The sequence below is a fragment of the Janthinobacterium sp. 75 genome, assembly GCF_004365495.1.
In the GTDB taxonomy this organism is placed as follows: domain Bacteria; phylum Pseudomonadota; class Gammaproteobacteria; order Burkholderiales; family Burkholderiaceae_D; genus Janthinobacterium.
In genome coordinates this window covers 425,694-438,334 of the sequence record NZ_SORD01000002.1, presented here as the reverse complement: position 1 = coordinate 438,334, position 12,641 = coordinate 425,694, and the positions used below count along the sequence as shown (strand labels likewise).

Here is a 12,641-nt window from a genome sequence, read left to right as displayed (position 1 = left end):
CGACACGCCACCCCGCAAGGCGCTCAGCGTCGCCAGCGCCGTCAATCCGGCCGTTTCCGTGCGCAGGATGCGCGGCCCCATAGCCAGGCCGATGGCGCCAGCCGCGATGGCGGCTTTTTCTTCCGCCTCGGTAAAGCCGCCTTCCGGCCCCACCATCACGGTGAGCGCTTGCGGCGGCTGGTAACGGGCCCAGTTGGCCAGCGACTGTTCCTTCCGCGGCGTCAGGATGGCGTGCCTGTCATGCAGGCGCGTCCAGTCGTACAAGGCATCTCGGTATGACGCAGGCGCTGATGGCCGCTACTTCAGCAGACACTGGCATGCACGGTCTCTATATGGTGAGCCGAACAGGCGACAGCAATACCGCTCCGTTCGTCGAAAGGGCGGGATGACTGAGAAGTCAGGCCGCTTTTTTACCCAAATTTTTCTCCATCGGCGATCTCACCAGCATGCAGGGTAATCTCCCGCCCTCAGTTCGGCAGGGTTGCCGGAAAGCGGCCGCGCCGTGCCTCCTGTATCTGGCGTCGCCCGCGTTTGAGCGGCAGCCGATTTAACAATTCATTCTGGACGTCTTGATATTTGACGGCGAAACGGGTGAGTACAGTATTCCATTTCGATAGTTACCGTGTTATCCAACAAAAATATTGACTTTATCAATTTATTTGTATTTTGTTAGGCTTGGTTGGGAAATTTTGATGTGTAAGGCGCTACCCAGGACAAGCTGTTTTCATGACGTTTTCATTCGAGAGATAGCCGTGGCCGCCATGCTGGAAGACGGTCGGCATGGCGGTGCCGCGGCAGGCCAGTTTTGCCACCCGGAGCAAGATAAATAGTTGAGTGAAATGAAAACATTGCTCAATTTAAATGTAAAAAAACAACAGAAAAAGAGTATTTGACAGTTTTTTCTGCAATCCCTTTAGGATTCGACAATGTTAATTGACAATATTTTTTCTGTTACAGATACTTACTTGTGTCAAAAATTTTGATACATAAAAAGTGCCACATGAGCCACTGTGATCCAGTTGCCTGGTGTTCATTAAAAATTACAAGTTGAGATTGCTAATACATGATGCTGAGTAAACCAAAATTAAGCCCTATCAGTAAGGCGGTGTTTTTTGCTTTGAGCGCCATTGCTGCCTCCGCCCACGCACAAAATACAGCAGGTACCGCAGAGCCGGTCATGCAACGTGTTGAAGTGACTGGTTCGAACATCAAGCGCATGGATAGCGAAACCGCCTCGCCGGTGACCGTAATGCGCCGTGATGAAATCAAGGCGACTGGCGCCAATACCGTGCGCCAGATTCTCGATACGCTGACCTCGTTCGACACGGGCGCGATCAAGGATGACGGCAACTCCAACAGCTTTGCGCGCGGTGCGTCCGGCGCATCGATGCGTGGCCTGGGCACCGGCGCCACCCTGGTGCTGGTCAATGGCCGCCGCGTTTCCAATTATCCGTTCGCCAATGGCGCCAAAGATACCTTCGTCAACCTCGATTCCATTCCGGCCGACGTGATCGACCGCGTCGAGGTGCTCAAGGACGGCGCTTCCGCGATCTACGGTTCCGATGCCCTGGCTGGCGTGATCAACATCATCACCCGCAAGAGCTTCCAGGGCGTCAGCACCAGCGCCAACTATCAGCAGGGCATCGACCCTAACATCGGCAAGCAAACGACGGTTGGCCTGTTGGCTGGTTACGGCGATCTGGAAAAAGACCGCTACAACGTGTTCTTCAACGTCGAAGGTTACAAGCGTGAAGGCTACAAGCTCAGCAAGGTGCTGCGCGAGTATCCTGAGTGGCACAAAAAATATGTTTCCACCGCCTTCGGCGATCCTAGCCTGACTTCGTTCCCGGGCAACTTGAACGAAAGCGGCCGCAAGGTGCGTCAAGCAGTCAAAGGCTGTAGCACTTTCAATGCTGCCGGCCTGTGTGTGAGCGACTTGAACGGCATTAACCCGTCGTCGGATGGCGCCGAACGCGTCAATCTGTACAGCGCCTTGCACTTCAAGCTCAGCGACACCACGCGCGGTTTCGCGGAAGTGTCGTATTCGGAAACCCGCACCAATTACTCGCCGCTGCCATTCGGCATGGCTGCCGGTTCGCCATGGACCTGGTTCGACGGTAATGTGAAGAAATCGCAAACCGTGCAGAAACCTAAATTGCCGGCCAATTCCGCATACAATCCGTATAACTTCCCGGTTGGCCTCGATTATCGCTTCATGGATTCCAACATGGATTGGACTTCGCCGGCAAAAGCGACGCAGTACCGTGTCATGGCCGGCCTGGAAGGCACGATCGGCGCCTATGACTGGGAAGCCACCATCGGGCGTACCGGCGGCGAGGGTACCCTGCGCAGCCGTGGCGCCCACCGTGACCGCCTGCCTGCCGCGATTGTCAGCGGCGAGTACAAGTTAGGTGGTGGCAACAGTGATGAGTTGTTGAACCGCATGTTCCCAGTCGCAGGTACCGATTCCCACCTGTCGACCAACTTCATCGATGCCAAGCTGTCTGGCGACCTGATGGCCCTGCCTGGCGGTCAATTGGCATTTGCTTTTGGCGCCGAGTTGCGTCAAGAAAAGATGTACATCAAGTCGGTCGATGCCGTGATGAATGCCGAGATCATCAATACAGGTTCCCTGTGGATCGATGGCCAGCGCAATCTGAGCGCCGCATTTCTGGAGCTGAACGCGCCCGTATTGAAAGGCCTGGAGTTGAACGGCGCGCTGCGTCTGGACAAGGCGCCAGGCTTTTCGGCCCACGTGTCGCCTAAATTTGCTGCGCGCTGGACGGTAACGCCGAAGCTGATGTTGCGCGGTACGTTAGCCGGTGGATTCCGCGCTCCGAATATCCCGGAATCGCTGGGTAAAGTGGGCGTGACCGGTTTTTACAACAGCCAGCTTGATCCAAAACGTTGCGCAACCGCAACCGCAATCCGCGATATCCTGAAAAAGGGCACTGCCAGCGACGTTTCCGATTCGTCTACGGCCTATAACTCGGGTTGCCTGACTTCGGTTCCGGTCATGATTTCGTCGAGCTCGACCTTGAAACCGGAAACCTCGCGCAGTCTGACCTTGGGCTTTGTGGCAGAACCGATCAAGAACGTCAGCGTCGCTGTCGATTACTTCAAGATCGAACGCCGGGACGAGATCGCCACGCGCGACGTAGCGTACGTGCTGGCCCGTGAAGATGTGCCTGGCTATGCTGAAAAACTGGCGCGCAATCCGATCAGCGACACCGATCGCCGTCTGGCAGCACGTGCCAACGAACTGTCGCCAGGCGCGAACCTCGCCTGGGGTACTGGTACCATTCAATCGCTGTTCCTGGGCTATGAAAACTTCGGCAAGACCGAGACGCAGGGCGTGGACATCGATGTGAACGGCCGCTTTTCGGCTGGCGAGTATGGTACCGTTACGATGGGTCTGGCGACCACGGTCAACCTGAAGCTGCGTTACTGGGACATCGACGCCAACCAATACCGTCCAAACACCGTCGGCTTGCGTGGCACCCCGCGTGTCGTGTCGGTATTCAGCACGGCATGGCGCAAAGGTCCGGTCACGGCTGGCGTGCGCGTCAACTACACGTCGGGAACGGCATTGAACAACGACGAGACGGATCAGGATACCTGGAATGAAGCCGGTTGCCGCGCTGCATTGAAAGGCGATAACCTGCCATGCCGCGTGGGTAGCGATGTGCGCACCGATCTGAACTTTGCATACACGGGCTTCAAAAACCTGCGTTTGCTGGCGAATATCAACAACGTCTTCGATGAACAGCGTCCAATCAATGTGCGTGACGGCTACACGCTGCGTCCACGTACCCTGAAACTGGGTGCCGAATACACGTTCTAATAGGAAAAGAAGGGCAGCGCCAGAACGGGCTGCCTGATGACCTGGTGCCGCTTACATGGTATGCGGCACTTCTGGCGCAGTGCGGGTAACCGTCCTGCGCTTTTTTGTTGGTTTTTGCGGATTACATCCCGCCCCACAGTGCACTCAGCGTCGCCAGCGCCGTCAATCCCGCCGTTTCCGTGCGCAGGATGCGCGGCCCCATAGCCAGGCCGATGGCGCCAGCCGCGATGGCGGCTTTTTCTTCCGCCTCGGTAAAGCCGCCTTCCGGCCCCACCATCACCGTGATCGCTTGCGGCGGCTGGTGACGGGCCCAGTCGGCCAGCGACTGTTCCGCGCGCGGCGTCAAGATGATGCGCGTATTGTTATGATTCGGTAAATCTTGCTGGCGAATCCAGCTGTTGAAGTCTTGCATCGGCGCCAGCTGGGCCAGGCGGTTGCGCCCGCATTGTTCCGAGGCGGAGACGATGATGCCTTGCCAATGCGCGAGTTTTTTCTCGGCCCGTTCGGCGGACAGGCGCACGACGCACCGCTGCGCCGACAGCGGCACGATGCCGGCTGCGCCCAGTTCAATGGCTTTTTCGATGATCCAGTCCATTTTGGATGCTTCCGGCAGCGCTTGCGCCAGGGTCACGGCATACGGCAGCTCCGCTTCGCGCGCCACATGCGTCTGTATTTCAGCCGTCACGCTGCGCTTGGCGACCGCCACCAGGCTGGCTTGCACTTCGCCGCCTTCGCCATTGAACAGGGTGATGAGGTCGCCCGGCACCAGGCGCACGACCTGGATATGGTGGGCGACAGCCTCCGGCAGGGAAACGGTGGCACCGGCGACGAGTGGCTGGGGGCAGAAAAAACGCGGCATGCAAATCCTCAACGGGGGGTAAGTGGGGTGGAAAGACGTCAAAGTATAGCCATTTGGCGGGCCAGTACGCCGCAATTCTAATTTGCAGCCCCCCAGTCTGGTAAAATAGTTGACTACAGAAAGCAGCCGGCTTCCCTGCCCGCGCTGTTGCAAACGAATCCCAAACTCGCGACTGACCCACACCATCATGACAACTACGCTCCCGACTACCAAAATGGCCAATGCGATCCGCGCACTGGCAATGGACGCTGTACAAAAGGCCAACTCCGGCCATCCAGGCATGCCAATGGGCATGGCCGAGATCGCAGTTGCTCTGTGGAGTGGTCACTATCGCCACAACCCAGCGAATCCAAAATGGCAGAACCGCGACCGTTTCCTCCTGTCGAATGGCCACGGCTCGATGCTGCACTACGCGCTGCTGCACCTGACGGGCTACGAGCTGTCGATGGATGACATCAAGGCCTTCCGCCAGATGCATTCGAAAACCCCGGGCCATCCGGAAGTCGATGTCACGCCCGGCGTGGAAACGACCACCGGCCCGCTGGGCCAGGGCATCGCCAACGCCGTCGGCATGGCCCTGTCGGAGCAATTGCTGGCCGCTGAATTCAACAAGCCTGGCCACGACATCGTTAATCACTACACCTACGCCTTCGTCGGCGACGGTTGCCTGATGGAAGGTATTTCGCACGAAGTGTGCGCGCTGGCCGGCACCCTGGGCTTGAACAAGCTGATCGCCCTGTACGACGACAACGGCATTTCCATCGACGGCAAAGTCGAAGGCTGGTTCACGGACGACACCCCGGCCCGCTTCGAAGCGTACGGCTGGAACGTCATCCGCGCTGTCGACGGTCATGACGTTGCCGCCGTGGCTGCCGCCATCGCCGCCGCCAAGACCGCATCGAAGCCAACCTTGATCTGCTGCAAGACCATCATCGGCAAGGGTTCGCCAAACCTGCAAGGTGGCGACAAGGTCCACGGCGCCGCGCTGGGCGACAAGGAAATTGCTGCCGTGCGCGAATACATCGGCTGGGATGCCGCACCGTTCGAGATGCCGGCCGACGTGTACGCCGCCTGGGATGCGAAGAAACAAGGCGCCCTGCTGGAAGCGGACTGGAACGAGCGCTTTGGCGCCTACAGCCGCGAATTCCCGCAGCAAGCCGCTGAACTGACCCGCCGCATGCAGGGCGAGTTGCCGCAGGCATTCGAAGCGGCCCTGAGCGCCGCCATCGCTTCCTGCGTCGAGAAGAAAGAAAACATCGCCACCCGCAAGGCCAGCCAGAACGCCATCCAGGCACTGGCCTCGTCCTTGCCGGAATTTTTGGGCGGCTCCGCCGACCTGACCGGTTCGAACCTGACCAACTGGAAAGAATGCGTGGCCGTGCGTTCGGGCCAGCCTGGCAACCATATCAACTACGGCGTGCGCGAATTCGGCATGAGCGCCATCATGAACGGTATCACCCTGCACGGCGGCTACATCCCGTTCGGCGCCACCTTCCTGACGTTCTCCGACTACAGCCGCAATGCCCTGCGCATGGCTGCCCTGATGAAGCTGCGTTCGATCTTCGTGTTCACCCACGATTCGATCGGCCTGGGCGAAGACGGCCCGACGCACCAATCGGTCGAGCACGTCTCGTCGATGCGTCTGATCCCGAACCTGGACAACTGGCGTCCATGCGACACCGTCGAATCGGCTGCTGCCTGGGGCGCCGCCGTGCGCCGCAAGGATGGCCCGTCGACCCTGATCTTCTCGCGCCAGAACTTGCCATACCAGGAGCGTAGCGCCGAACAGATCGACAACATCTACCGTGGCGGCTATGTGCTGAACGACGTGGCGGACGCCAAGGCGATCCTGATCGCCACCGGTTCCGAAGTGGAACTGGCTGTGGCCGCCGCCAGCGCGCTGGCCTCGGAAGGCATCAATGTGCGCGTGGTGTCGATGCCGTCGACCGACGTGTATGACCGCCAGGACGCCGCCTACAAGGCCAGCGTGCTGACCAAGGGCGTGCCGCGCGTGGCCATCGAGGCTGGCGTGACCAGCTTCTGGTACAAATACGTGGGCCTGGAAGGCGCCGTGGTGGGTATCGACACGTTCGGCGAATCGGCGCCTGCCGGCGTGCTGTTCAAGCATTTCGGCTTCACGGTCGAGAACGTCGTTGCCAAGGTGAAAGCCGTTATCGCTGGCTGATATTGATTTTTAACGGTCCTGGCGATGTTCTCGCCGGGGCGGTGCATGTACCTTCTTTTTTAATCAGGAGCAGAGTATGACGATCAAAGTTGCAATCAATGGCTACGGCCGCATCGGCCGTAATGTGTTGCGCGCTTTCTACGAAGGCGGCAAGAAACAGGATATCCAGATCGTTGCCATCAACGACCTGGGCGATGCCAAATCGAACGCCCACCTGACCCGCTACGACACCGCGCACGGCAAGTTCCCGGGCACGGTCACCGTCGAGGGCGACAACATGATCGTCAATGGCGATCCGATCCGCGTATTCGCACAGCGCAACCCGGCTGAAATCCCATGGGGCGAGCTGGGCGTGGACGTCGTGCTGGAATGCACGGGCTTCTTCACCACCAAAGAGAAAGCTTCGGCTCACTTGAAGGGCGGCGCGAAAAAAGTCATCATTTCGGCACCAGGCGGCAAGGACGTCGATGCGACCGTCGTGTTCGGCGTGAACCACTCGGTACTGAAATCGACCGACACCGTCATCTCGAACGCTTCGTGCACCACCAACTGCCTGGCACCGCTGGTCAAGCCGCTCAACGACGCCATCGGCATCGAAACGGGCCTGATGACCACCGTGCACGCCTACACCAACGACCAGGTGCTGTCCGACGTGATGCATGAAGACCTGCGTCGCGCCCGTTCGGCCACCATGAGCATGATCCCGACCAAGACGGGCGCTGCCGCCGCCGTTGGCCTGGTCCTGCCTGAGCTGAATGGCAAGCTGGACGGCTTTGCCATCCGCGTGCCGACCATCAACGTGTCGCTGGTCGACCTGACCTTCATCGCCAAGCGCGACACCACCGTGGAAGAAGTCAACGCGCTGATGAAAGCCGCGTCGGAAGGCGCCCTGGAAGGCATCCTGACGTACCAGACGGAACCGCTGGTGTCGATCGACTTCAACCACAATCCGGCTTCGTCGAACTTCGATTCGACCCTGACCAAGGTATCGGGCCGTTTGGTGAAAGTATCGTCGTGGTACGACAACGAGTGGGGTTTCTCGAACCGCATGCTCGACACCACCGTCGCACTGATGTCGGCCAAGTAATTTTTTGACCGCAAAGAAAAAACGCCCTTCGGGGCGTTTTTTTTTCGTCTGTTGCCAGCCTATTCCTTGGGTTCGCACTGGTTGCGCCACTGCTCGCACGACGCCTCGACGCCCTGGTAGCACATGTTGAGGATGTAGTCGCAGTTTTCCGACGGAATCCACGCGCGCACGGCGGCCGTGCTGGAGAACGAAGCTGCGGCGCCGACGGCGATGGCAAAGACAAACAGGGCTTTTTTAATGGAAATCATTTTTCTCGCTTTCACAATTGGACAACGGTAGGGTGTCGAATCAAAAGGCCGCTACGGCAGGCATGGTGAACCGGCCAGGCGCAGAAAAATATTAGCATTAAAGTCAGATTGATATTGCCTTAAAGAAAAATATTTTTATCAACGTTGCGCATGCAGGCGGCGCCGGTAGAAGCGCCACAGCAGGCGCAAGTCGCGCAGCACGGGCACGCCGGACAGCAGGGTCAGTACGCCGGCGAGCAGGATGGTGGCGGCCGGAAAGCCGATGTGCTTGAAGGCCAAGGCTCCGCTGACGCCGCCGATGAAGAAGCAGGCGATCAGCAGGCCGTGCGTTCTCAGCTTGCCGCGGTTGACCTTGACCATCCGGTCCGGCAGGTGGCGCCGGTTGTAATACGCCATCTTGCCCAGTTCGATGCCGATGTCGGTGGACAGGCCCGTCACGTGGGTGGTGCGGATGACGGCGCCCGAAATCTTCGTGATGATGGCGTTCTGCAAACCCATGACAAAGCACAGCAGCAAGATGGTGACGGGGCCCAGTATGTCGGGCATGGCCGCCAGGTAGTTACCCGCCAGGCCGAACAGCAGTAATAACGCCGCTTCCAGCAGCAGACTGGCGGCAAACTGGCTGTGCAGCCGGCGCCGCTTGCCCCAGTTCACCATGATGGCCGTCACGGCCGCGCCGCTGACAAAGGCCAGCCACGCGCCCAGCGCGGCCAGGGCCAGCGTAATATTGCCCAGGGCCAGGTCATCGGCCATGCCCGAGACGATGCCCGTCATGTGCGAGGTGTAGCCGCCGATGGCGAGAAAGCCGCCCGCATTCACGGCGCCTGCCACCAGCGCCAGCACGCAGCCCAGTTGCAGATTGGCTTGCGTATCGCGCGCCGATCCGCTCAGGCGGGACAGGTAATGGAGCGGCATGCGGATGCGGTTTCCTCTTGCCGTGGCTTATTTATAGATGCCGGAACCGACGATCATATTGTCGACCCGTTCGATGTAGCCGGATTTCTGCTCGACCACCTTGGTCAGCGGATTGGGCCACTTGAAGTCTACCCAGCCGCGTCCTGCCGGCGTGCTGGCCGTGGCGATCAGCGACTTGATGACGGTCTTGCCTTCATTGTCCTTCAGGTCGATCAGGTTTTTGCCGACCATCTTGGGATTGTTGCCGTGCGCCAGGGTGACGCCATTCATGTCGTACACATAAATATACAGGTCGCGGTCATGGAAGCTGGTGTTGGCGGGATCGGCAATGGCAGCAAAGGCCTTTTCCTTGCCATCGGCCTTGATCATGGCCACGGCGCGCTTGGTCATGGCGATGGCTTCGTCCGCGCTGCCCTTGGGGGCAGCCCATGCCGCTGCCGGCATGGCGCAGATGATGAAACTGGCAACGAGGGCGTGGATGCCCGTTTTTACACTAGTCTTCATACGCTGTCTCCTGGATGATAGCAACCCCGGCGTGGCCTGTTGTACGGCACTACTCGGAAGTGGAATTGCCTGTACGTATCATACGCCGCCGCCGGGCTTATGCAATCGTTGCGGGAAAGATCGTGTGCCACAGGCGCATCACGTTATCCGCATGCACGCGGACTCTTTCCGGTTCCACCCGGGCCAGGTCTTGTCCCTGCAGGCGCAACTGGTGCTGCAGCTTGCGTAGCGCGCGGTAGGCGTCGGCGACCAGGGCGGCCAGCTGCGCGTCGATCAACCCCAGTTCGCCGCACAGGCGCAGCAGGGCGATATTGCCCGAGTTGGCCGTCAGCTGCGGATACTGCGCCGCATGCTGCAGCACCAGGTATTGCACCATGAACTCGATGTCGATCATGCCGCCCGAATCTTGTTTCAGATCAAAGCTGCCGGGGCGGGACGGGTGGGCATCCAGCATTTTCTTGCGCATGGCCACCACTTCGGCCTTGAGCGGGCCGTTTTCCGGGCGCTCCTTGCGCAAGATCGTGTCGCGGATGCGTTCGAAGTGCTTGCCGATGGCGACATCGCCAGCGCAAAAGCGCGCGCGCGTGAGCGCCTGGTGTTCCCACACCCAGGCCGCGCTGCCCTGGTAGCGCTCGAACGCCTGCACGCTGGAAACGAGCATGCCCGAGGCGCCATCGGGGCGCAGGGCGATGTCGATATCGAACAGGATGCCGGCCGAGGTGTGCGAGGTCATCCAGGTAATGAAACGCTGCGCCAGCTTGGCGTACAGGCCGGGCGCTTCCTGGTCGTCGTCGTCGAACAGGAAGATGACGTCCAGGTCGGAGACATAACCGAGTTCCTTGCCGCCCAGTTTGCCATATGCGATGACGGCGAACTTCGGCACTTCGCGGTGGCGTGTGGGCAAGGTCTGCCAGACGGCTTGCACGGTGGCGGCGACGATGATGTCGGCCAGCTGCGACAGGTAATCGGCCAGCTTTTCCACGCTCAGGTCGCCCGCCAGGTCTTGCGCCAGGCACTGGAACAACTGCGCGTGGTGGGTTTCGCGCAGAATATCCATCTGCCGCTCCGTATCGCCTGGCGCGTCGTCAAGCTGGCGCTGCAGGTCCAGCGCCAGCGCGGCCGGGTCGGGCACCGTGTTGCGGATGCGTTCATCCAATAATTCGTCGAGCAGAATGGGGTGCTGCGTGAGGAAGGTGGCGGCCCAGCCGCTGGCGCACACCATGCGCACCACGCGTTCCAGTGTGTGTGGATACTCGGTTAACAATGACAGGTAGGCAGAGCGGCGTGCGATGGCTTCCAAAAAGTCGAGCAGCCGGCCCAGGGTGGCCAGCTGGCTGGCGTTACCATTGGAAACAGAGCAATCGGTGATCAGGGGCAGGGCGGAATTGACGAGGGCGACGAGGCGCGTGCGGCTCGCCTCGGGCAACGATTGCAAACGTGGCGCCTGCCACGTGGCCAGCAAACGCCGTGCGCAGGCGGCGGGCTCATGGAAGCCCAGGGCGGCAAAGCGCGCCTCGATGGCTTCCTGCTGGTCCGAGGCGGCGCAGTCGTTCGACGTTTGCGGGTCGATGCCCGTGTCGGCCGGCGGCGTGCCGCTGCTCTTGTCGCTGAACATCTCGTCGAATTGTCCTGCGACAAACACGCGGTGCGCTTCCAGCTGGGCCAGCAGGGTGGGCGTGTCGGGCAAGCCCATCATCTGCGCCACGGTGAGGCGGTCGGCCTCGTTGGCGGGCAGGGTGTGGGTTTGCGCATCGTCCAGGTATTGCAAGCGGTGTTCCAGGTTGCGCAGGAAAGTGTAGGAACCCAGCAACTGTTCCACGATGGCCGGTTCCAGCAAGCCCTTGTCCGCCACCGTGCGCAAGGTGGCGCGCGTGGAACGTTCGCGCAGCTCCGCATCGCGGCCGCCACGTATCAATTGAAACACTTGCGCGAGGAATTCGATTTCGCGGATGCCGCCGCGGCCCAGCTTGACGTTGTTGCTGCGGTCCGGGTGCAGCCGCTCCTGGCGGTTGACCTCGGCGCGGATCTGGCCGTGCATGGTGCGGATGGCATCGATGACGCCAAAATCGAGGTAGCGGCGGAAGACGAAGGGCCGCACGATGGCGTCGAGCGAGGCAATGTCTTCCGGCTTGCCCGTCACGGCGCGTGCCTTGACCCAGGCATAGCGCTCCCATTCGCGGCCCTGCACGATCAGGTATTGCTCCACCATGCCCAGGCTGGCGGCCAGCGGGCCCGAGTTGCCGTTCGGGCGCAAGGCCATGTCCACGCGGAAAGTAAAGCCGTCTTGCGTGATCTCGGCCAGGGCGGCGATCAGTTTCTTGCCCATGCGAATGAAAAACTCATGATTGGACAGGCTGCGCTGGCCCGGCTGAGTGGCGACTGTATCGCCATCTTCCGGATAGACAAAGATCAGGTCGATATCCGACGAGACGTTCAGCTCGCCGCCGCCCTGCTTGCCCATCGCCAGCACCATCAAGGCCTGTTCCTCGCCCGATTCCTCGCCGACGGGCATGCCGTGCAGGGCCACCATCTCGGCCATGATGGCGTCCACATGCGTGCGGATGGCGAAATCGGCAAAGTCCGTCATGGCCGTGACGACCTCGTTCAAGTCCGCCTGGCCGCCCAGATCGCGCTCGATCAGGCCGCAGACGAGAAGGTTGCGCAGGCGGCGCATGGCGCGCTCGGCCGGCAGCGGGGGCGTGGCGGCGTTCGCCTGTTCAAGCAGCGCGGCGGAAAAATCGAGCCCGTCGAGCGGCGCGCGCACCAGTTGCGCTACTTGCGCGGCGCGCTCGGGGGCGGCGCCCAGCCAGCGCTGGTAGAAACGGGAGGCGGAGATCAAAGGCTGTGTGCTCATGGTGTTGGTAAGGGTCTCGTGAATGCTGCGTGCATGGTTCTTGTTTAACTTGGCTGCGAACGGCGGGGGATGCGGTAAAATTGTGCCGCTGGCGCGAATGCCGCCGGCAGGGCGTGCTCTTCCGGACGATGGTAAGGGAGGCTTT

At 60.4% G+C, this 12,641-nt stretch carries 8 protein-coding genes and 1 pseudogene; 3 read left to right on the top strand and 6 right to left on the bottom strand.

The genetic code is table 11. The features are described 5' to 3' along the window. Positions 1 to 3: 3 nt before the first annotated feature. Positions 4 to 228 (bottom strand): annotated as a pseudogene (locus tag C8C89_RS26290) (RsmE family RNA methyltransferase); the annotation flags it as partial. A 949-nt stretch (positions 229 to 1,177) separates the two neighbouring features. On the opposite strand from C8C89_RS26290, the gene C8C89_RS26285 reads away from it, so the two are divergent. Continuing rightward, complete coding sequence (locus C8C89_RS26285; RefSeq protein ID WP_166674925.1) at positions 1,178 to 3,844, top strand: TonB-dependent receptor; 2,667 nt, start codon at positions 1,178 to 1,180, stop codon at positions 3,842 to 3,844. Between the two features lie 121 nt (positions 3,845 to 3,965). On the opposite strand, the gene C8C89_RS26280 is transcribed toward C8C89_RS26285, so the two are convergent. Beyond that, a complete protein-coding gene (locus C8C89_RS26280) occupies positions 3,966 to 4,703 on the bottom strand; it encodes a 16S rRNA (uracil(1498)-N(3))-methyltransferase (RefSeq protein WP_133994036.1) in 738 nt (245 codons plus the stop codon). A gap of 187 nt (positions 4,704 to 4,890) precedes the next feature. On the opposite strand from C8C89_RS26280, the gene tkt reads away from it, so the two are divergent. Next, positions 4,891 to 6,888, top strand: a complete 1,998-nt coding sequence (gene tkt / locus C8C89_RS26275; RefSeq protein ID WP_133994034.1) for a transketolase — start codon at positions 4,891 to 4,893, stop codon at positions 6,886 to 6,888. A 76-nt stretch (positions 6,889 to 6,964) separates the two neighbouring features. Next, positions 6,965 to 7,975, top strand: coding sequence for a type I glyceraldehyde-3-phosphate dehydrogenase (gap, locus tag C8C89_RS26270; protein ID WP_096234037.1), 1,011 nt, complete (start codon positions 6,965 to 6,967; stop codon positions 7,973 to 7,975). A gap of 59 nt (positions 7,976 to 8,034) precedes the next feature. On the opposite strand, the gene C8C89_RS26265 is transcribed toward gap, so the two are convergent. The 4 genes from C8C89_RS26265 to glnE all read right to left on the bottom strand — a co-directional run bounded on the left by C8C89_RS26265 (position 8,035) and on the right by glnE (position 12,520). Continuing rightward, positions 8,035 to 8,223, bottom strand: a complete 189-nt coding sequence (locus C8C89_RS26265) for a hypothetical protein (RefSeq protein WP_133994032.1) — start codon at positions 8,221 to 8,223, stop codon at positions 8,035 to 8,037. A 138-nt stretch (positions 8,224 to 8,361) separates the two neighbouring features. Continuing rightward, positions 8,362 to 9,138, bottom strand: coding sequence for a YoaK family protein (locus C8C89_RS26260; RefSeq protein ID WP_133994030.1), 777 nt, complete (start codon positions 9,136 to 9,138; stop codon positions 8,362 to 8,364). Positions 9,139 to 9,165: 27 nt separating this feature from the next. Further along, the gene (locus C8C89_RS26255) at positions 9,166 to 9,642 is read right to left on the bottom strand and encodes a cache domain-containing protein (RefSeq protein ID WP_101484067.1); all 477 of its coding nucleotides are present in this window, start codon (positions 9,640 to 9,642) and stop codon (positions 9,166 to 9,168) included. Positions 9,643 to 9,739: 97 nt separating this feature from the next. After that, on the bottom strand, positions 9,740 to 12,520 hold the full coding sequence (gene glnE / locus C8C89_RS26250; protein ID WP_279587417.1) for a bifunctional [glutamate--ammonia ligase]-adenylyl-L-tyrosine phosphorylase/[glutamate--ammonia-ligase] adenylyltransferase: 2,781 nt from the start codon (positions 12,518 to 12,520) through the stop codon (positions 9,740 to 9,742). Positions 12,521 to 12,641: the final 121 nt, after the last annotated feature.

Bases quoted from the DNA above. Each gene is read 5' to 3' on its own strand.
- C8C89_RS26265 (WP_133994032.1), bottom strand. From the start codon at position 8,223: ATGATTTCCATTAAAAAAGCCCTGTTTGTCTTTGCCATCGCCGTCGGC.
- C8C89_RS26260 (WP_133994030.1), bottom strand. From the start codon at position 9,138: ATGCCGCTCCATTACCTGTCCCGCCTGAGCGGATCGGCGCGCGATACG.
- tkt (WP_133994034.1), top strand. From the start codon at position 4,891: ATGACAACTACGCTCCCGACTACCAAAATGGCCAATGCGATCCGCGCA.
- C8C89_RS26255 (WP_101484067.1), bottom strand. From the start codon at position 9,642: ATGAAGACTAGTGTAAAAACGGGCATCCACGCCCTCGTTGCCAGTTTC.
- C8C89_RS26280 (WP_133994036.1), bottom strand. From the start codon at position 4,703: ATGCCGCGTTTTTTCTGCCCCCAGCCACTCGTCGCCGGTGCCACCGTT.
- C8C89_RS26285 (WP_166674925.1), top strand. From the start codon at position 1,178: ATGCAACGTGTTGAAGTGACTGGTTCGAACATCAAGCGCATGGATAGC.
- gap (WP_096234037.1), top strand. From the start codon at position 6,965: ATGACGATCAAAGTTGCAATCAATGGCTACGGCCGCATCGGCCGTAAT.